The sequence below is a fragment of the Arthrobacter sp. B3I9 genome, assembly GCF_030816935.1.
Lineage (GTDB): Bacteria > Actinomycetota > Actinomycetes > Actinomycetales > Micrococcaceae > Arthrobacter.
Map to the genome: position 1 here is coordinate 1,116,408 of NZ_JAUSYO010000001.1, position 18,925 is coordinate 1,135,332.

Annotated in this window: 18 protein-coding genes; 14 read left to right on the forward strand and 4 right to left on the reverse strand. The window is 67.4% G+C overall.

Annotated elements, in window-relative coordinates; translation table 11 throughout:
- Window positions 1–28: 28 nt before the first annotated feature.
- Complete coding sequence (locus tag QFZ65_RS05270; protein WP_306908698.1) at window positions 29–1,351, reverse strand: isochorismate synthase MenF; 1,323 nt, start codon at window positions 1,349–1,351, stop codon at window positions 29–31.
- Between the two features lie 86 nt (window positions 1,352–1,437).
- On the opposite strand from QFZ65_RS05270, the gene QFZ65_RS05275 reads away from it, so the two are divergent.
- The 4 genes from QFZ65_RS05275 to QFZ65_RS05290 all read left to right on the forward strand — a co-directional run bounded on the left by QFZ65_RS05275 (window position 1,438) and on the right by QFZ65_RS05290 (window position 5,884).
- On the forward strand, window positions 1,438–2,229 hold the full coding sequence (locus QFZ65_RS05275; RefSeq protein WP_306908701.1) for a demethylmenaquinone methyltransferase: 792 nt from the start codon (window positions 1,438–1,440) through the stop codon (window positions 2,227–2,229).
- A gap of 12 nt (window positions 2,230–2,241) precedes the next feature.
- The gene (locus QFZ65_RS05280; RefSeq protein ID WP_306908702.1) at window positions 2,242–3,597 is read left to right on the forward strand and encodes a geranylgeranyl reductase family protein; all 1,356 of its coding nucleotides are present in this window, start codon (window positions 2,242–2,244) and stop codon (window positions 3,595–3,597) included.
- Window positions 3,594–4,694 carry a polyprenyl synthetase family protein gene (locus tag QFZ65_RS05285; RefSeq protein WP_306908703.1) on the forward strand — a complete coding sequence of 367 codons (1,101 nt, stop codon included), beginning with the start codon at window positions 3,594–3,596 and terminating at the stop codon, window positions 4,692–4,694. The genes QFZ65_RS05280 and QFZ65_RS05285 overlap by 4 nt, the downstream gene beginning before the upstream one ends.
- A 368-nt stretch (window positions 4,695–5,062) precedes the next feature.
- On the forward strand, window positions 5,063–5,884 hold the full coding sequence (locus tag QFZ65_RS05290) for a type IV toxin-antitoxin system AbiEi family antitoxin domain-containing protein (protein ID WP_306908705.1): 822 nt from the start codon (window positions 5,063–5,065) through the stop codon (window positions 5,882–5,884).
- Window positions 5,885–6,016: 132 nt separating this feature from the next.
- On the opposite strand, the gene QFZ65_RS05295 is transcribed toward QFZ65_RS05290, so the two are convergent.
- Both QFZ65_RS05295 and QFZ65_RS05300 read right to left on the reverse strand, forming a co-directional pair.
- A complete protein-coding gene (locus QFZ65_RS05295) occupies window positions 6,017–6,439 on the reverse strand; it encodes a hypothetical protein (RefSeq protein WP_306908707.1) in 423 nt (140 codons plus the stop codon).
- 13 nt (window positions 6,440–6,452) lie between these two features.
- A complete protein-coding gene (locus tag QFZ65_RS05300; protein ID WP_306908709.1) occupies window positions 6,453–7,124 on the reverse strand; it encodes a trimeric intracellular cation channel family protein in 672 nt (223 codons plus the stop codon).
- Window positions 7,125–7,185: 61 nt separating this feature from the next.
- On the opposite strand from QFZ65_RS05300, the gene QFZ65_RS05305 reads away from it, so the two are divergent.
- The 9 genes from QFZ65_RS05305 to QFZ65_RS05345 all read left to right on the forward strand — a co-directional run bounded on the left by QFZ65_RS05305 (window position 7,186) and on the right by QFZ65_RS05345 (window position 17,458).
- Window positions 7,186–7,920: a sirohydrochlorin chelatase gene (locus tag QFZ65_RS05305; RefSeq protein WP_306908711.1), complete on the forward strand. Its 735-nt coding sequence runs from the start codon at window positions 7,186–7,188 to the stop codon at window positions 7,918–7,920.
- Between the two features lie 142 nt (window positions 7,921–8,062).
- Window positions 8,063–9,811, forward strand: a complete 1,749-nt coding sequence (locus QFZ65_RS05310; protein WP_306908713.1) for a nitrite/sulfite reductase — start codon at window positions 8,063–8,065, stop codon at window positions 9,809–9,811.
- The gene (locus QFZ65_RS05315; protein ID WP_306908714.1) at window positions 9,808–10,617 is read left to right on the forward strand and encodes a phosphoadenylyl-sulfate reductase; all 810 of its coding nucleotides are present in this window, start codon (window positions 9,808–9,810) and stop codon (window positions 10,615–10,617) included. The genes QFZ65_RS05310 and QFZ65_RS05315 overlap by 4 nt, the downstream gene beginning before the upstream one ends.
- Window positions 10,614–11,591 carry a sulfate adenylyltransferase subunit CysD gene (gene cysD / locus QFZ65_RS05320; protein ID WP_306908716.1) on the forward strand — a complete coding sequence of 326 codons (978 nt, stop codon included), beginning with the start codon at window positions 10,614–10,616 and terminating at the stop codon, window positions 11,589–11,591. Before QFZ65_RS05315 ends, cysD begins: the two co-directional genes overlap by 4 nt.
- Entirely contained in the window at window positions 11,591–13,084 is a 1,494-nt protein-coding gene (locus QFZ65_RS05325; protein ID WP_306908717.1) for a sulfate adenylyltransferase subunit 1, read from the forward strand. The genes cysD and QFZ65_RS05325 overlap by 1 nt, the downstream gene beginning before the upstream one ends.
- A 63-nt stretch (window positions 13,085–13,147) precedes the next feature.
- Window positions 13,148–14,314 carry an RtcB family protein gene (locus tag QFZ65_RS05330; protein WP_306908718.1) on the forward strand — a complete coding sequence of 389 codons (1,167 nt, stop codon included), beginning with the start codon at window positions 13,148–13,150 and terminating at the stop codon, window positions 14,312–14,314.
- A gap of 223 nt (window positions 14,315–14,537) precedes the next feature.
- Window positions 14,538–15,734 carry an ABC transporter substrate-binding protein gene (locus tag QFZ65_RS05335; protein ID WP_306908720.1) on the forward strand — a complete coding sequence of 399 codons (1,197 nt, stop codon included), beginning with the start codon at window positions 14,538–14,540 and terminating at the stop codon, window positions 15,732–15,734.
- Between the two features lie 43 nt (window positions 15,735–15,777).
- Window positions 15,778–16,503 (forward strand): ABC transporter ATP-binding protein, encoded by a 726-nt coding sequence (locus tag QFZ65_RS05340; protein WP_306908722.1) that lies wholly within the window; start codon window positions 15,778–15,780, stop codon window positions 16,501–16,503.
- Window positions 16,493–17,458, forward strand: coding sequence for an ABC transporter permease (locus tag QFZ65_RS05345; protein ID WP_306908724.1), 966 nt, complete (start codon window positions 16,493–16,495; stop codon window positions 17,456–17,458). The genes QFZ65_RS05340 and QFZ65_RS05345 overlap by 11 nt, the downstream gene beginning before the upstream one ends.
- A gap of 54 nt (window positions 17,459–17,512) precedes the next feature.
- Here the strand turns inward: QFZ65_RS05345 and QFZ65_RS05350 are convergent, their stop codons facing one another.
- Entirely contained in the window at window positions 17,513–17,974 is a 462-nt protein-coding gene (locus tag QFZ65_RS05350) for a DUF4383 domain-containing protein (protein ID WP_306908727.1), read from the reverse strand.
- A gap of 174 nt (window positions 17,975–18,148) precedes the next feature.
- Here QFZ65_RS05350 and QFZ65_RS05355 point away from each other — a divergent pair, with 174 nt between their 5' ends.
- Window positions 18,149–18,892 (forward strand): MBL fold metallo-hydrolase, encoded by a 744-nt coding sequence (locus QFZ65_RS05355; RefSeq protein ID WP_306908729.1) that lies wholly within the window; start codon window positions 18,149–18,151, stop codon window positions 18,890–18,892.
- The last annotated feature ends 33 nt before the right edge of the window (window positions 18,893–18,925 follow it).

The window sequence follows — 18,925 nt, forward strand, 5'->3', positions numbered from 1 at the left end:
GACCTCGGGCGCCCGCACGTCGGTGGGGTCAGCTGCTGATGCCCAGGGATTCCAGCATCGGGCGGAACTTCGCCCAGGTCTCGGCCAGTTCGGCCTCGGGCACGGACCCCTCCACGACACCGCAGCCGGCATAAAGCCGGACCGTGTCCGGGCCCTCGATGACCGCGCCGCGCAGGGCGATGCCCCACTCGCCGTTGCCCGCGGCGTCAAGCCAGCCAACCGGGCCGGCATAGGGGCCCCGGTCCAGGTGCTCAAGTTTGCGGATCAGTGCCCCGGCCACGGTAGTGGGAGTACCGCAGACCGCAGCAGTGGGATGCAGGGCGTTGATCAGGGCCAGACACGTCGGCACATGGCCTTCCACCTCGGCCAGTTCGGCCTTCACGTCCGAGGCAAGGTGCCAGACGTTGGGCAGTTCCAGGATGAACGGCTCGCTGTGAGCGTTCATGGCCTCGGAGAACGGGGCCAGTTGGGTGGTGAGCGACTGGATGGCGATGTCGTGCTCGTGCCGCTGCTTTTCGGAGCCGGCAAGCACGCGTTCGGCAAACTCCAGCGGCGAGCCGGCTATTCCTTCGGCGTCGCGGCGGTCCAGCGTTCCGGCCAGGACGCGGGCCTGTGCAGTGCGGCCCTCCACCTGGATCAGCATCTCCGGGGTGGCGCCCACCAGCCCGTCGACGCCGTAGGTCCAGCATTCGCGGTACCGGACCGCAAGCTGGCGCAGGATCTCGGCCGCGTTAGCTCCGTCGGGGAGGGTGGCGACAATGTCCCTCGCCAGCACCAACTTCTCGAGCGCCCCGGTGCGGATCTCGGCGACGCCCTTGGCGACGGCGGCCATCCAGTCCGTCTCGCTGAGCGAGCCGGTGCTCAGTTTGGCTTCCCGCCCGGCGGGCTGTTCCGGCGACGACGACGGCGCCTCCCACCAGCGCCGCAGGGCGGCGCGGGCGCCCGCCTCGGTGAGCTCGTCGTCGTCGAACGTCAGCTGGGTAAGCCAGGCCTTGCCGTCCCGCATGCCCACCACGATCTCGGGGACAATCAGCCGGGACTCATGAGCGGACGCCTTGGAGAAAGCGAAGGAGCCAAAGGCCACGGGACCCGTGCCGGGGCAGCCGACAGCGTCGGTGACGTCCGCTTCCAGGACTTGGTGGCGCCACCAGATATCCGCTTCCAGGAACCGCTCGGGGCCGGTGGCGGTGAACCGTGCTACCTCGCCGAAGCCCACCAGGCCGGCCTCGCGGCGGGTCCAGCAGAGCACGTCGTTCCGGACCAGAAACGACGGCAGCCCCCCGGGGAACGAATCTGCATCGAGGGGGACTGTCAGTGTTCTGATAATTCTGGTATGGAACGCGCTCGTCATGATGAGACAACACTACTCCCGCCGCGCCCGCGCCCCGGCCGGGCCGGTGGTTAGGGGGTGCGTCGAAGATTTGAGACAATAACGGGGTGAACCGAGCATCCTTGGATAAGCGTCCGGACGAAGTAGCGACGATGTTCGACGACGTCGCCCCCAAATACGACGTCGTCAATGACGTCCTGTCGATGGGCCAGACGCGCCGTTGGCGCAAGGTCGTCGTCGAAGCCATGGATGTGAAGGCCGGCCAGCGCGTGCTTGACCTCGCCGCCGGCACGGGGACCTCCAGCGAACCGTATGCCGATACCGGCATCGACGTAATCGCCTGCGATTTCTCCCTCGGAATGCTGAAAGTGGGCAAGCGGCGCCGCCCCGACATCGACTTCATCGCAGGGGATGCCACCCGCCTTCCGTTCGTGGACAACACCTTCGATGCCAGCACCATCTCCTTCGGCCTGCGCAACGTCAATGAGCCCAAAAAGGCCCTGGCCGAGATGCTGCGGGTCACCAAGCCCGGGGGCAGGCTGGTCATCGCCGAGTTCTCCCAGCCCGTGGTGCCGCTGTGGCGCACCATGTACACCGAGTACCTGATGCGCGCGCTGCCCGCCATCGCCGTCAAGGTCTCCTCCAACCCGGACGCCTACGTCTACCTCGCGGAGTCGATCCGCGCATGGCCGGACCAGGACAACCTGGCTGCCTGGCTGCAGGAGGCCGGCTGGGAGAGCGTCACCTATCGGAACCTCAGCGGCGGGATCGTAGCCGTGCACCGTGCCCAGAAACCGGCCGACGCCGTCACCGGGCCCGCCGCTGGTGCTGCTGCGCTGGCTGCCAACACGGGCCCCGTCGCGAAGCTGCGCCGCAACATCAACCGGGCCGCACGTTAGCTTGCAGCCGCTGTGAAAGTACTGATTGTCGGAGCCGGCCCGGCCGGGTCCACCGCCGCGTATTACCTGGCCCAGGCAGGCGTGGACGTCACGGTGCTGGAAAAGACCAGCTTCCCCCGTGAAAAGGTCTGTGGCGACGGGCTTACCCCCCGGGCCGTGCGGGAGATCCAGAAGCTTGGCCTGCCGCACCCCGAAGCTGACGGCTGGCGCCGTAACAAGGGACTGCGCCTGATCGCCGGCGGACGAACCATCGAACTGCCCTGGCCCGAAGTGTTGGACTTCCCCCGGTACGGCCTGATCCGCACCCGCCTCGGCTTCGACGAGGAACTTGCCCGGCATGCTCAGTCGGCCGGCGCCGTCGTGCTCGAACGCCACAGCGTCACGGAAGCCCTGCGCTCCGAGGACGGCCGCGTGACCGGAGTCCGGGCCGCCCTGCTCGACTACGCCGGGCGCAAGACCGGTGAGACCCGCGACTTCGACGCCGACGTCGTGCTGGCTGCGGATGGAAACTCGAGCCGGACTGCCGTCTCGCTCGGCATTCCCAAGCGCGATGACCGGCCGCTCGGCGTCGCCGTGCGCACCTACTTCACCAGCCCCCGGCACGACGATGACTGGATGGAGGGCTGGCTTGAGCTTCCCGGCCGGGACGGCAAGCTGCTGCCCGGCTACGGCTGGGTGTTCGGCGTCGGCGACGGCACGTCCAACGTGGGCCTGGGCATCCTGAACTCCTCGAAGGAATTCGGCAAGCTCGACTACAAGCAGGTGCTCCGCGAATGGACCGCCGGCATGCCTGCCGAGTGGGGCTTTACGCCGGAAAACCAGGTCGGTGAGATCCGCGGCGCCGCCCTGCCGATGGGCTTCAACCGCACCCCGCACTACGCGCCCGGCCTGCTGCTGCTCGGGGATGCCGGCGGCATGGTGTCCCCGTTCAATGGCGAAGGCATCTCCTATGCAATGGAATCCGCCCGGTTTGCGGCCGAGTTCATCATCGGTGCTGCCGCCCGGCAGCGCGCGGGAGCGTGGGGCCCCGGTGCCACGGCCGACGCCGACGCCCACCTTGCCCGTTACGCGGACTATGTCCGGGGGCAATGGGGCTCGCACTTCACCCTGGGCCGGGCTTTCGCCGCTGTCATCGGCAAGCCGGCCGTCATGAAGCTTGCCCTCCGGACAGGAATGCCCATCCCCGTGCTGATGCGGTTCGTGGTGCGGCTGCTCGCCAACCTGACTGATCCGGCCGCAAAGGGCTTCGAAGACCGGGTCATCCGGGTCCTGGAACGGCTGGTTCCGGCCACCGGCAATACCGGCAGCCTGACAAACTCCGGCACCAACTCCGCGGTTTCCGCAACAAAAGTTAGGGTTAACCCGTGACCAACTCTGCAGACCAAAGCTGGACGCACGCCGGACACGGCCTGCCAGGCACCGAGCCCGACCTCAATACGACCGCTATCGCCACCGGTCTCCAGCTTCCGGCCGGGTTCGCGGCGATTGCCGGAGACCCCGACCTCGGGCCCGCGATCACCACCAACCTGGCGCGCGTGGAAAAGAAGCTCCGGGAAGCCATCGCCAACTCCGATCCGCTGGCGGACGCAACGTCGCGTCACCTCGTGGAAGCGGGCGGAAAGCGCGTCCGGCCGCTGCTGACACTGCTCTGCGCCCATTTGGGCGACGCCTCGCTGCCCGCCGTGGTGCAGGCCGCCGTCGTCGTGGAGCTCACGCATCTGGCAACGCTTTATCACGACGACGTGATGGACTCCGCGCCGTTCCGCCGCGGCGCGCCCACGGCCCACGAGGTCTGGGGCAACTCGGTCGCCGTGCTCACCGGCGACCTCATCTTCGCCCGCGCGTCCATCCTGGTTTCGGAACTCGGATCCCGCGCGCTCGGGATCCAGGCCCGCACCTTCGAGCGGTTGTGCCTGGGCCAGCTGCATGAAACCGTGGGTCCGCGGCCCGATGAGGACCCGGTGGAACACTACCTGTCGGTGATTGCAGACAAGACCGGTTCCCTTGTGGCCGCGTCCGGCCAGCTCGGCGCGATCTTCTCCGGCGCGGACGAGTCCTACGAGGCATTGCTGGTGGAATATGGCGAGAAAGTCGGCGTGGCGTTCCAGCTCGCCGACGACGTCATCGACGTTACGGGCATCAAGGTCAAGTCCGGCAAGTCGCCGGGCACCGACCTCCGCGAGGGCGTTCCCACCCTGCCCGTCCTGCTGCTGCGCAAGGCCGCCCAGGAAGGTGACGGGTCCGCCGTCGAGCTCCTGAAACTGATCGACGGGGATCTCAGTTCCGACGAGGCACTGGCCGCAGCGGTCGCCGGCCTCCGGGAGCACCCCGTCACCGCGGAGTCGTGGGTGGTGGCCCGAGCCTGGGCCGACGAAGCCATCAATGCCCTCGCGCCGCTGCCGGAGGGCGTGGTCAAGGCCTCGCTGACGAGCTTCGCGCGGGCCGTCGTGGACCGCAGCAGCTAGCGGCGGTACGCAACCCTGCTTAAGCGGATCGGCCCCGGTTCCGTACAACGTTCGAGGATCCGTTGTGCCGAACCGGGGCCATTCTCCGTTCGCATCAGATTCACCGGAGGCCTTTGGTGAACCCATGAACAACGTTATGACAGAACTGTCATGCTGTCTAGGGTTTCTGTAAATCTTCTTGTCACAGGCTCCTGGGCGTGGTGGTGACGAAGATTCCCCTCCTTTGGCGGCGGCTGGACGAAAAACCCGGCGTGTTTTGGAGACCCGCCGGCTTCGGGCTCCATAGCTGGGGAGAATCCGCGGCGGAGTTGTCCACATAGCCGCCATTCCCGGTCTGGGGCGGAAGTCTGGGCCGGTCTGCTGGATACATGGAGCTCACTGCCTACCTGATTTTCGCCGGTTCTGTAGCGCGCACAGCCACCCTGCTTCAGGCCGGATTCAGCGAACGAAACATCCGGAGCCACGTCGCGGCCGGGCAGATCATCCGGTTGCGGCACGGCGTTGTCGCACTGCCGGGTGCGGCCCCTGACTTGGTGGCGGCCGTGTTGGCCAATGGCCTGCTGTGCTGCGCTTCCGCAGCTCCGCACCACCGCCTCTGGAGACTCCGTGACCCCGATCGCCTGCACCTCCTTTGCCGCCACGGGGCCGCGGCCGGCGTCGTCATCCACCGCGGAAGCGTGGTCCCGCCGGAATTCCCACGACCCGTAGCCGGGCTGACGGACACTTTGCTGCACGCTCTTCGCTGCCTCCCGCAGGTCGAAGCTGCCGTTCTGGTCGAGAGCGCCCTCACGCAGGGCCGGACCGGCATCGACTACCTAGGGAGGCGGCTTCCGGGGAATCGGAATGGATCGGCTCGCAAGGTTCTGGAACTGGTCGACGGCACCGCGGATTCGGCAGTGGAGGTTGTGGCCCGCCTGTTGTTTCGCAGACACGGAATCCACACCGAGACACAGGTGGACCTGCCCGGGATTGGCATTGTGGACTTCCTGCTTGAGGGATTCCTCATTGTGGAAATCGACGGTAAGACGCACCTGCAGCCGGAGCAGGTTAGAAAGGACCGGCGGCGGAACAACGCCAGCACCCTGACGGGCTACGCCGTGCTCCGGTACGGGTACCAGGACGTCGTCTACCACCCGCAGAAGGTCGTAGACGAAGTGTGGCAGGTGCTTCGGGGCAGGGTGGTGCGCTGAAACTCCCCAGCTTCGGAACTAAAAGGGCCCAAGTGCACGGCGATTCCGCCCGACACGCCGGCTGGGTGCGGCAAAGGTGGGGAAAATCGGAAGCCCGCCAACAGAGCACGGCCAGCCCCCGGAAGCGGCGGCTCAGTCCTCGTCGTTGAAGGCCCAGTCGAACATGTCAAAGACGAACTCCGAGAAGGTTCCTTCTTCGCTTTTCCACTGCCCGCGGGCATTGTTGCGGCGGTACACAATGGGGTCAGGAACGCCGAGGTCGCCGATGCGGAAGCCCCAGGTGAACTGCTCCTCCTCGTCCTCGAGGAACATCAGGAAGCCGTCGTCATCGACTTCGAGCTCTTCAGGGTCCCAAAAGTAGTGGTACGCCTCCATGATGTCCTCGCAGCCGCCCACGGCCAGGTAGAACTCCCGCAATACCAGCGGCACCTGGAACTGGTGCTCGGCGAGGGCCGAGTCGAGTTCGTCGGGCGCCAGGCCATCCTCTTCCTGCCATTCGTCTTCGAGATACTTCGGAACAAGCGCGCGGAACTTCTCGAGGAACATGTCAGTCATGGTCTTATCCTAGCTAATCCTTTGTCCCGGATTCCCCGCCGGAGGCGCCCAGGCGGTGCCAGCCGCGGACGGCCAGCGGAACGTACCAGCGTCGCCGCCAGGCCGTGACGCGGAAGGCGAAAACGACGGCGGCCACGGCACTCGCGGTGACCGCGTTGAACGCTCCCGTGGCAGAGAGGATCACGGTCAGCGCCGCCCCCGCGAACGCCGGCAGCGCGTACAGGTCCCGCGGGTCGAAGAGCTGCGGGACCTCGTTGGCCGTGATGTCCCGCAGGAGGCCGCCACCCACCGCGGTGGTGACCCCGAGGAGCACGGCCGAGATCGGGTTCATCCCGGCGGCGAGGGCCTTGAGCGCGCCGGTGATGCAGAACAGGGCCAGTCCGCCGGCGTCGAAGAGGACCAGCAGGGACGTGAAACGCTGGACACTCGAGAAAAGGAAGTACACCAGCACCGTGGCCAGCAGCGGCGGTGCGAGGTACGCCGGGTTCGTGAAGGCGGCCGGGGATCCCGCATTGATGATGATGTCGCGGATGACGCCGCCGCCCAGGCTGACCACCGAGGCGAGCAGCAGCGAGCCGATGATGTCGAACTGCTTGCGCGCCGCGAGCAAGGACCCGGACACCGCGAAGAAGAACACACCGGCCAGGTCCAGCCAGACCAGGACGAGGCTAAAGGAAAAAGTCATGGAGCGTCCCGGTCGATCATCAGGGGGCGGATGGGGCGGCTCCAAGGTTACGCTAACGGCTATGAATAGCCCCATCCTGATCGCCTGCGCCCATGGCACGTCCAGCGCTTCGGGCGCCGCCGAAGTCAATGCCCTGCGCGACGGGATAGCGGCCCTGCGGCCGGGAATCGACGTACGCGAAGCGTACGTCGACGTGCAGGACCCGGAACTGCCGGACGTCGTGGCCGGGCTCCCCGCGGGGGAGAGCGCCGTCGTCGTTCCGCTGCTGCTCAGCGTGGGCTACCACGTCAAGGTGGACATCGCACGCGCCGTCAAAAGCCGGCCGGATACCTTCGCCGGCGCCCCGCTGGGCCCGGACCCGCGGCTGGCGGCCCTGCTGGACCAGCGGCTGCGCGAGGCAGGCGTGACGGAAAACGACGCCGTCGTCCTCGCCGCTGCCGGCTCGTCCGACCCCACCGCAGCGCAGAACGTGGAGGAGCTCGTAGGCCAGCTTCGCGCTTTGCGCTCCAACCGCATCGTGGCCGCGTACGGCGCGTCCGCCAAGCCTTCAGTGCCCGACGCCGTCGCGATGCTCCGTGAGGAGGCGTCGGGGGGCGCCGGTGCGGGGGAGTCCGCCGGGGGAGTGGATCTGGGCGGCCGCGTGGTCATTGCCTCGTACCTGCTCGCCCCGGGCTTCTTCCACGACCAGCTGGCGAAGGCCGGCGCGGACCTCGTCACCGCGCCGCTGCTGCCGTCCCCGGTGCTCGCCGAAATCGCCCTGGAACGGTACGACGCCGCTCTCGCTGCACGCGCCTGAGCCGGCGTCCAAGGCAGGGAATCACGCACAGCGAGCGGCCCACTTCAAGGCTCGCCGGGGGTTCGTGACGAATTGTTTCCCTAGGTGACCCCCCGTTTCCGAACCTTTGAAGCCGCATTACGGCCGGACCTACAGTCGATCCATGACTGATACAGCTCTAGCCGGAGCGTCCCCGGACCAGGCTGGCAACGGCCGCGCCAAGCGCCCGACTTCCCGCCCCGCTGCCAAGCCGCACGGCCAGTGGAAGGTTGACGGAACGGCCCCGCTGAACGCCAACGAAACCTGGAAGCAGGAAGACGACGGGCTCAACGTCCGCGAGCGTATCGAGTCCATCTACGCCAAGGAAGGGTTCGACGCCATCCCCGGCCAGGACCTGCACGGCCGGTTCCGCTGGTGGGGGCTGTACACCCAGCGCAAGCCCGGGATCGACGGCGGCAAGACGGCCACGCTCGAGCCGCATGAGCTCGAGGACAAGTACTTCATGCTCCGGGTACGGATCGACGGCGGGGCGCTCACCACCGAGCAGCTGCGCGTCATCGGCCAGGTCTCCGTGGACTTCGCCCGGGATTCCGCCGACCTTACCGACCGCCAGAACATCCAGCTGCACTGGATCCGGGTGGAGGACATCCCCGAGATCTGGAACCGCCTGGAAAGCGTCGGCCTGTCCACCACGGAGGCCTGCGGCGACGTGCCCCGCGTCATCCTGGGATCGCCCGTGGCCGGCATCGCCAAGGACGAGATCATCGACCCCACGCCGCTCATCCGGGAGCTGGGGGACCGGTTCATCGGCAACCCGCTGCTGTCCAACCTGCCCCGCAAATACAAGACCGCCATCACGGGCCACCCCAGCCAGGACGTGGTCCACGAAATCAACGACTTCGGCCTGGTGGGGATGGTCCACCCCGAGCTGGGTCCCGGCTACGACCTGTGGGTGGGCGGTGCACTCGCGACCAACCCGATGCTCGCCAAGCGCCTGGGCGCCTTTGTCCGGCCTGACCAGGCCGCCGACGTGTGGCTTGGCGTCACCAGCATCTTCCGTGACTACGGGTACCGGCGCATGCGCACCAAGGCCCGCCTGAAATTCCTGCTGGCCGACTGGGGCCCGGAGAAGTTCCGGCAGATCCTCGAGGACGAATACCTCGGCTACAAGCTGGCTGACGGCCCGGCCGCGCCGAAGCCCACGACGCCTGGCGACCACATCGGCGTGCACGAGCAGAAGGACGGCAGGTTCTTCATCGGCGCCACGCCGTTGGCCGGCCGCCTCTCCGGTTCGCAGCTGGTCAAGCTCGCCGACGCCCTTGAAGCCCGCGGCTCACAGCGGCTGCGCACCACCCCGCACCAGAAGATCGTGGTCCTGGATGTGCCCAAGGACGAGGTTGAGCAGCTGGTGGCGGAACTGGAGGCACTGGGCCTGTCCGCCCGGCCGTCCGTTTTCCGCCGCGGTACCATCGCCTGCACCGGCATTGAGTACTGCAAGCTGGCCATCGTGGAGACCAAGGTCACCGCCGCCACGGCCGTGGCCGAACTGGAACGCCGCCTTGCCGACCTCGCCGCCTCCGGCGAGCTGCCGCACGCGCTGTCCCTGCACATCAACGGCTGCCCGAACTCCTGCGCCCGCATCCAGACGGCGGACATCGGCCTGAAGGGCATGATGCTTCCCACGCCCGACGGCGACCCCACCCCGGGGTTCCAGGTCCACCTGGGCGGCGGGCTGGCTTCCAGCGACCGCGAGGAGGCAGGCCTGGGCCGTACCGTCCGCGGGCTGAAGGTCTATGTCGAGGACCTGCCCGACTATGTCGAACGCGTGGTCCGCACCTTCGTGGCCCAGCGCGCCGAAGGCCAGACCTTCGCCGAGTGGGCCCACGCAGCAGACGAGGAGGCACTGCAGTGAGTAAGCACGCACTCGGAATAGACCCGGTGGTCGCACCCGCTGAAGCCGAGGCAACGGTCGATGAGCTTGTCGAATCAAAGCTCGTCGAAACCGCCGTAGCACCGGCCAAGCGCTCCAACGAAGAACTCAAGGCCCTCGCCGAGGCCGGCGCAGCTGAGCTCGGCTGGGATGCACCCGCCCGGGACGTCATTGCCTGGGTGGAGCGCAACTTCGACCTGCCCGCCGTCGCCGTCGCCTGCTCCATGGCCGACGCCGTCCTGCCCGCCCTGGTAGCGGACCAGCTGCCCGGCGTCGACGTCCTGTTCCTTGAGACCGGCTACCACTTCCCGGAAACCTACGCCACGCGCGACGAGGTGGCCGCCAACCTCAGGGTGAATGTCGTCGACGTGCTCCCCGAGAACACGGTGGAACAGCAGGACCGGCTGCTGGGCAAGGACCTCTTTGCCCGCGACGCCGCCCAGTGCTGCGCCCTCCGCAAAGTGGCCCCGCTGCGCCGCACGCTGGCTGGCTACGAACTCTGGTTCACCGGCGTGCGCCGCGACGAGGCCCCCACCCGCACCAACACCCCGCTGGTGACCTGGGACGAGGCCAACGGCCTGGTCAAGGTCAACCCTGTGGCCGCGTGGACGTTCGACCAACTGGTCCAGTACTCCGACGACAACCTCCTGCCCGTCAACCCGCTGCTTTCCCAGGGTTACCCCTCCATCGGCTGCCAGCCCTGCACCCGGAAGGTAGCGCCGGGCGATGACCCCCGCGCCGGCCGCTGGGCAGGCTCCGACAAGACAGAATGCGGACTTCACGTATGAGCAATGTTGAGACTTTCGTGGCCGTCGACCTCGACGCCGCCACCTTCACCGGCACCGCCTCCGCGGCAGATGCCGCCCCGGCCCGCCTGTCGTCTTTGGACACCTTGGAGTCGGAGGCCATCCATATCATCCGCGAGGTGGTCGCCGAGTTCGAGAAGCCTGCGCTGCTGTTTTCCGGCGGCAAGGATTCCGTCGTGATGCTGCACCTGGCCACCAAGGCGTTCTGGCCGGGCAAGGTGCCCTTCCCCGTGCTGCACGTGGACACCGGGCACAACTTCCCGGAGGTCCTTGAATTCCGGGACCGGACGGTCGAGCGGCTGGGGCTGAAGCTGGTTGTCGGGAGCGTGCAGGAGTTTATCGATTCCGGCGAGCTGGCTGAACGTGCCGACGGCACCCGCAACCCGCTGCAGACCGTGCCGCTGCTGGACGCCATCCAGCGCAACAAGTTCGACGCCGTGTTCGGCGGCGGACGCCGGGACGAGGACAAGGCGCGCGCCAAGGAACGGATCCTGAGCCTGCGCGACGAGTTCGGCCAGTGGGATCCGCGCAACCAGCGCCCCGAGCTGTGGAACCTCTACAACGGCCGGCATACCGTGGGCCAGCACGTCCGTGCGTTCCCGATCAGCAACTGGACCGAACTGGACGTCTGGCGCTACATCGAGCGCGAGGGCATCGAACTGCCCGGCCTCTACTACGCCCACGAGCGCCAGGTCTTCTCCCGCGACGGCATGTGGCGCGCTGTCGGCGACGTCTCCCGGCCGCTTGATTCCGAGGAAGTCCTCACCAAGACCGTCCGCTACCGGACCGTGGGGGACATGTCCTGCACCGGCGCGGTCGAGTCCGCCGCCGCCACTGTGCGGGACGTCGTGATTGAAGTTGCCGCCTCCACCATCACCGAACGTGGTGCCACCCGTGCAGATGACCGCATCTCCGAGGCAGCCATGGAAGACCGCAAGAAGGACGGCTATTTCTAATGACTTCGACGATTGCGACAGGCTCAATCACCGCAACCAATGTGGGCCCACGCCGGCAGGGATCCCTGGCCGAGCGAAGCGAGGTGAGGGAGCCGGTGGGGACCCTCTTCCGCTTTGCCACCGCCGGATCCGTCGACGACGGCAAGTCAACTTTGGTGGGACGGCTCCTGCACGACTCCAAGGCCATCCTCGCCGACCAGCTCGACGCCGTCGCCCGCACGTCCGCGGACCGCGGTTTTGGCGGGGAGGGCGCCATAGACCCGAACGGGAAACAGCGGATCGACCTTGCCCTGCTGACCGACGGCCTGCGCGCCGAGCGCGAACAGGGCATCACCATCGACGTCGCGTACCGCTACTTCGCCACGGACCGGCGCAGCTTTATCCTCGCGGACTGCCCCGGGCATGTGCAGTACACCAAAAACACGGTGACCGGCGCGTCCACCGCGGATGCCGTCGTCGTGCTGATCGACGCCCGCAAGGGTGTCCTGGAACAGACCCGCCGGCACCTGTCCGTCCTGCAGCTGCTGCGCGTGGCGCACGTGATTGTGGCTGTGAACAAGATTGACCTTGTGGACTTCAGCGAGGACGTGTTCCGCGGCATCGAGGCCGATGTCCAGCAGGTGGGCCGTGAACTCGGTCTGGGCCGGGACGATCCGAATTCCGGCGGGGCCGCCGACCTTTTCGTGATCCCCGTGTCCGCGCTCGACGGCGACAACGTGGTGGACCGCTCCCGCCGAACCCCCTGGTATGACGGCCCGGCCCTGCTCGAAGTCCTTGAGACGCTGCCTGCCGCCGACGAGCTCGAGAGCCACCTGGAAAGCTTCCGCTTCCCGGTCCAGCTTGTGGTCCGGCCGCAGGGAGCGCTGGCTCCCGACGCCGTCGGCGCCGGCCTGGACCCGGCGGCGTACCGGGACTACCGAGCCTACGCCGGCCAGATCACCGAAGGCTCGGTGACGGTGGGGGACAGGGTATCCGTGCTGACTCCCGGCCAGGCTCCACGCACCACCACTGTGACAGGCATTGACTTCGCCGGACGCGAGCTGACCGAGGCCACGGCCCCGCAATCCGTGGCGTTGCGCCTCGCGGACGAATTCGACGTCGCCCGCGGCGACACCATCGCGGCTGCCGGGACAATACAGGAAGCGTCAGCCGACCTGTACGCAGCCCTGTGCTGGCTGTCACCCAAGCCGCTCCGCGAGGGAGCCAAGGTGCTGGTAAAGCACGGCACGCACACGGTCCAGGCCCTGGTCCGCAATGTGACGGGAAAGCTTGATCTCGCCAGTTTCCAACTGGAGCCCACGTCCACGCTGGAACTGAACGACATCGGCCACGCCCAGCTGCGGCTTGCCGCCGCGCTGCCGGTGGAGAACTACCTGCACCACCGCCGCACCGGCGCGTTCCTCGTGATCGATCCGCTCGACGGCAACACGCTCGCGGCCGGCCTCGTCAAGGGCCACCCGGGCGACCATGAGGACGAGCGCTACAGCATCTGAGCGAGCCGGCTGCTCTTGCCACCAGTTCCCGGCCCCACCATGATCGTCAGTGGGAGGCGAACCGTGGAAACCATCAACAGCAGGCTCATCAGCTGGGCGTCCATCCTCGACGGAAAAACCCGCGCGCAGGCCGTTTCCACGTCCCAGCTGCCCTTCATCCATCCGCATATAGCGCTGATGCCGGACGCCCACCTTGGCCTGGGTGCCACCGTGGGATCCGTCATTCCGACCCTCGGCGCCATCCTGCCTGCGGCGGTCGGCGTCGACATCGGCTGCGGCATGATCGCCGTCCGCACCCAGTACGCGCTTATGGACCTGCCCGCGGACCGGAAGCCGCTGCGGCAGGGCATCGAGCGGGCCGTGCCGCTCTCCGCTGGCCACAACAACCGGGAGATCTCGGCCTCCGCCGCACCCCGGCTGGCCGAACTGCGGGAACTGGCGGCCAGGGCCGGCTTTGACCCCGCGAAGTACACACCCAAGTGGGAACTTCAACTTGGATCCCTGGGGTCCGGCAACCACTTCATCGAGGTGTGCGTGGACGAAACCGACGCCGTGTGGCTGTTCCTGCATTCGGGCTCCCGCGGGGTGGGCAACAAGATAGCCCAGCGGCACATCGCTGAGGCCCAGAGCGTGGTGCGGCGCCGCGGCGTGGCCCTGCCGGACCGGGATCAGGCCTATCTGGAGGAAGGCACACCCGAATTCGACCGCTACATCCGGGAACTCGGCTGGGCCCAGCACTTCGCGTTGCTGAACCGCGAGGAGATGATGGACCGGTTGGTGCGGCAATTCGAATCATGGGTGGGAGGCCGCGTCCGGGAGATGGAGCGGATCAATTGCCATCACAACTTCACCGCGAAGGAGCGGCACTTCGGCAAGTCGGTCTGGGTCTCCCGCAAGGGAGCCATCCGGGCCGAAGCCGGCGACCCCGGGCTCATCCCGGGGTCCATGGGCACGGCGTCGTATGTGGTGGAAGGGCTGGGGAACCCGATGTCCCTCAACTCCTCGCCGCACGGGGCCGGGCGGGAGTACTCCAGGAACGCTGCGCGGAAGGCCTTCACGCTCGAGGAGTTGAAGGCCGCCATGCGGGGTATCGAATTCCGTGCCAGCGAGGCTTTCATCGACGAGATCCCGGCCGCCTATAAGCCCATTGACCAGGTGATGCAGGACTCAGCCGATCTCGTCAAAATACGGCACAAGCTCCGGCAGCTCGTCAACGTCAAGGGTGACTGACCGGCTCAACAAGCTGGATGCCGGCCCGGAATGTGACGCTCCGTGAACCCCCGTGACCCCCGGTTGCCGGACCGTTGAACCCTGTTCGGGACACTCCCTAGGGTGAATCCCATGACAACCAGCAGAAGCCTCTCCGGCAGCCTCGGCCGGATCTTCCGGAGGCGATGTCGCCGGAGCTGAACCCCCGCCCGGCCGCCCACCCTCCCAGAACAGGACTCCAGCTATGTCATCAACGCCCGAAAACCCCACGCCCGCCCCGCACAATCAACAACCGACGCCGGGCACCACCCGGATCGTCGCCGGCCAGACCGGCAAACCGAAACGCAAGCGCACCCTCGAAGTCGGCCTCGCCGCCGGACTTGCCCTGCTCATAGGAGCTGGCGCTGCGGTGGCTTCGACAGTATCCCGCGGCACGGAACCGGCCGCCGGCACGGCAACCGAAACAGCTGCCGCTCCGGCCGCGGAACTCCGGCTTGGCTACTTCGGCAACATCACGCACGCCCCGGCCTTGGTCGGTGTCAGCCGGGGCCTGATCGCCGAGGCCATCGGCGAGACGAAACTCAGCACCCAGGTCTTCAACGCCGGTCCTGCCGCCGTCGAGGCCCTTAATGCCGGCGCGATCGACGCCACCTACATCGGCCCCAACCCGGCGATCAACTCCTACGTCAAAAGTAAGGGCGAATCGGTGAGCATTGTCGCGGGCGCCGCTTCCGGCGGCGCGCAGCTCGTCGTCAAGCCGGAAATCACCTCCGCTGCGGACCTTGCCGGCAAAAAGCTGGCGTCGCCGCAGCTCGGGGGCACCCAGGACGTTGCCCTGCGGGCCTGGCTCGGCAAGCAGGGGTACAAGACCACCACCGACGGCGGCGGCGACATCGCGATCAATCCCACCGAAAACGCCCAGACCCTGAAGCTGTTCCAGGACGGCAAGCTTGACGGTGCGTGGTTGCCCGAGCCGTGGGCTTCCCGGCTGGTCCTGCAGGCCGGGGCGAAAGTGCTCGTCGATGAGAAGGACCTGTGGGACAAGGGTGAGTTCGTCACCACGGTCCTGATCGTGAACAAGAAGTTCGCGCAAGAGCACCCCGGCACCGTCAAGGCGCTGCTGAAGGGCCATGCCGAGTCCGTGGACTGGCTCAACACCGCCTCGGCCGCGGACAAAGCCACAACGCTGAACGCCGCATTGAAGGAATCCGCCGGGGCGGCCCTGCCGGCAGAGGTCATTGACCGCTCGCTCAAGAACATCGCGTTCACCGTCGATCCACTTGCCGGGACCTACCGGAAGCTGCTCCAGGACGGCGTGGACGCCGGCACCACCAGCCAGGCCGACATCAACGGAATATTCGACCTCACCGCCCTGAACGCGGTCCTGGCCGAGGGCTCCTCCGGGACGAGGATTTCCGCCCAAGGACTCGGCAAGGATTAACCGGCTCCCCCCGAACCGCTCCTCAAAATGTAAGGACGTGACCATGCCTGTCGTACTGGAAAACCTGGGCAAGCGCTTCGGCGCCGGCGCCCCGGTGCTGGACGACGTCAACGCCACCATCGGGCAGGGCGAATTCGTCGCCCTGCTCGGTGCGTCGGGCTGCGGCAAGTCAACCCTGCTGAACATCATCGCGGGACTTGAGGCCCCGACGTCGGGAGCCCTGGAGGTACCCAGCGACGGTGCCGCCTTCATGTTCCAGGACGCGGCCCTCTTTCCCTGGCTGACGGCCCGGGAGAACGTCGAGCTGGCCCTCAAGCTCCGCGGCGTCGGCAAGGCCGACCGCCGGGTGAAATCCGACCAGCTCCTTGAGCTCGTGCACCTGGACGGGGCCGGGGACAAGCGTCCGCATGAGCTTTCCGGCGGGATGCGCCAGCGCGTGGCCCTGGCGCGCTCGCTGGCCCAGGACCGCCAGCTGCTGCTCATGGACGAGCCCTTCGCGGCCCTGGACGCGATCACCCGGGACCTGCTCCACGACGAGCTGGAACGGATCTGGAAGGAAACGGGCCGCACCATCGTTTTCGTCACGCACAACGTCCGCGAAGCCGTCCGGCTCGGGCAGCGCGTGCTGCTGCTTTCGTCTAGGCCCGGTCGGGTCGTCCAGGAGTGGCACGTCAGCGAGGAACACCGCACCGACGCCGGCCTGGCCGGCCAGCTGACCGGCGTCATCACCGCCCGGCTACGCGAGGAGATCCGCCGCCATGCCAAGTAAGTCCCTGTTCCGCACCGCGGCCGGTGCCACCCCGGATCCGGCGCGGGCCCCCGCCAGGGCGGCGTCCGTCACCGCTGCGCTGACGCGTTCCTCCACCGGCACGGCCGACCTCCGCGAACTCGAGTCCGGGCTGGACTCGCTCCAGTCCGACGCCCGGCGCGGGGCCCGCATTGAATGGAACCGGATCCTCCTGCCCATCGCGGCCGTCGTGGTGCTGGTGCTCGCCTGGCAGTTTTACGTCTCGATGGGTTTCAAGCGGCGTGACCTGGTTCCGGGCCCGCTGGACGTGCTGGCACAATTCGGCCATCTCTGGGCCGGGGGCAAGCTGCAGGAAGCCGTCTGGACCTCACTGCAACGCGGACTCGTGGGGTTCCTCATCAGCGTGGCCATCGCCACTCCCATCGGGCTCCTGCTGGCCCAGGTGGCACCCCTGCGCCGCGCGTTCGGGCCGTTGATCTCCGGGCTCCAGGTGCTGCCGTCCGTGGCGTGGGTACCGGCCGCCATCATCTGGTTCGGCCTCACCGACGCCACGGTCTACTTCGTGGTGTTCATGGGGGCCATCCCCTCGATCATCAACGGGCTGATCTCCGGAGTGGACCAGATTCCGCCGCAGTACCGCAGCGTGGGCACGGTCCTGGGCGCCTCCCGGCTGCAACTGGCCCTGCAGATTGTTCTCCCGGCCGCCTTGCCCGGCTACCTCGGCGGACTGAAGCAGGGCTGGGCCTTTTCCTGGCGCTCCCTGATGGCCGCGGAAATCATCGCGGTCGGCGGAAGCATCGGCTTCGGGCTGGGGTCCATGCTCAACCAGGGCCGCGACCTCTCGGACATGACCATCGTCATGTCCGCCATCCTGCTGATCCTCGCCGTCGGCATCCTGATAGAACTGCTGGTCTTCGGCCCCATTGAAAAGCGCCTGCTGCGCCGCCGGGGCCTGCTTTCCGGCGGCACGCGCTAGCACGGCCCGGACGCGGACCGTGCTGAAGCGCGGGCGTAATCGGTGGGCTTCCCGTTACCGGGTGCGCGGCGTCGTAGCTCCCCGGCGGTTGGAGGAGAGAGCCAGGCCGAGGGCGATCATGCCAAGGCCCAGAACCAGGTGCAGCCAGTTGTCGGCGGTGTTGACCGGGACGAAGTTCGCCGCTGAATTGTGGTCAATCAACAGGCCGTAGAGCCACAGCACGATGTAAATGGCGCCGCCGACCACCAGGTAATTGCGGGCCTGCGCAGGCGTCCGGGCGAGCAGCAGGCCTGCAACCCCGAAAAGCAGGTGGACGATGTTGTGCAGGACGGAAACCTGGAAGACGCCCAGCAGCAATGCCGCCGAATCGTGACCGGCCATCCCGAGGGACGAATAGTTTGCCGTGATTCCAGGGATGAAGCCGAGGATGCCTACGAGCACGAAAACTGCTCCAACCGCTTGCGCCGCCTTCTGGAGGGCGGTTCTGTCCGCCGAGGAGCGGCTTGCTGTTGTCATGGTGAACTCCATTCGCTAGCCGGCCATCGGCCCCGCAAGGGAGCCCGACGTCGCCTGGTGGAAAGGGCCGGGCGGGATACCCGGCCTGCCTAGATGATAAGACTGCTTATCAGCAATCTCCAGAGCCCAAGGTCCCCGTCACCGGTGCCGGGCAAGAACGGAAGGAATGACCCCATGTCTATAACAGCTGTGGCAGATGGTGTGCATCTCATTTCACAGGCACACGTCAATTTCTATCTGGTGGAGGATGACGAAGGCGTTACGGTGGTGGATTCCGGGCTGCCGGCGATGTGGGGAGCCCTGCTGGATGCGCTGCGGGGTCTGGGACGGGGCGTCGATGATGTCCGGGCGGTAGTGCTGACCCACGCCCACTTTGATCATCTCGGACTGGCCCGAAGGCTCCGCAGCGAGCACGGAGTGCCCGTCTGGGTGCACCCCGACGACGCGTTCATAGCCCGCCACCCGTACCGCTACCGGCACGAGAGGTCACGGTTCGTGTTTTCGCTGACCCATCCGGCCGGTCTGCCGGTGCTGGCGAGCATGACGCGGGCGGGTGCCCTGCACGTGCGGGGCGTCGAGAATCTCAGCTATTTTCCGGGTCACGGCCCGCTGCCGGTCCCCGGCAGGCCGGAAGTGGTGTTTTCGCCGGGCCACACGAGCGGCCACTGTGCCTTGTTCCTTCCGGACCGGGGTGTCCTGTTCAGCGGCGACGCCCTGGTGACCCTGGACCCCTACACCGGACGCACCGGGCCGCGGATTGTGGCAGGGGCGGCCACCGCTGACAGCGGCCAAAACCTGGAGTCGCTCGGTGCGCTGGAGCGGACCGGGGCGGGCCTGGTGCTCCCCGGACACGGTGATCCGTGGACCCGCGGCATCGAGGAGGCCGTGGCCATCGCGCGGGACCACGGACCGGCGTAGGAGCGGCTTGGAAGCAAAAGCGGGCGGGACCTG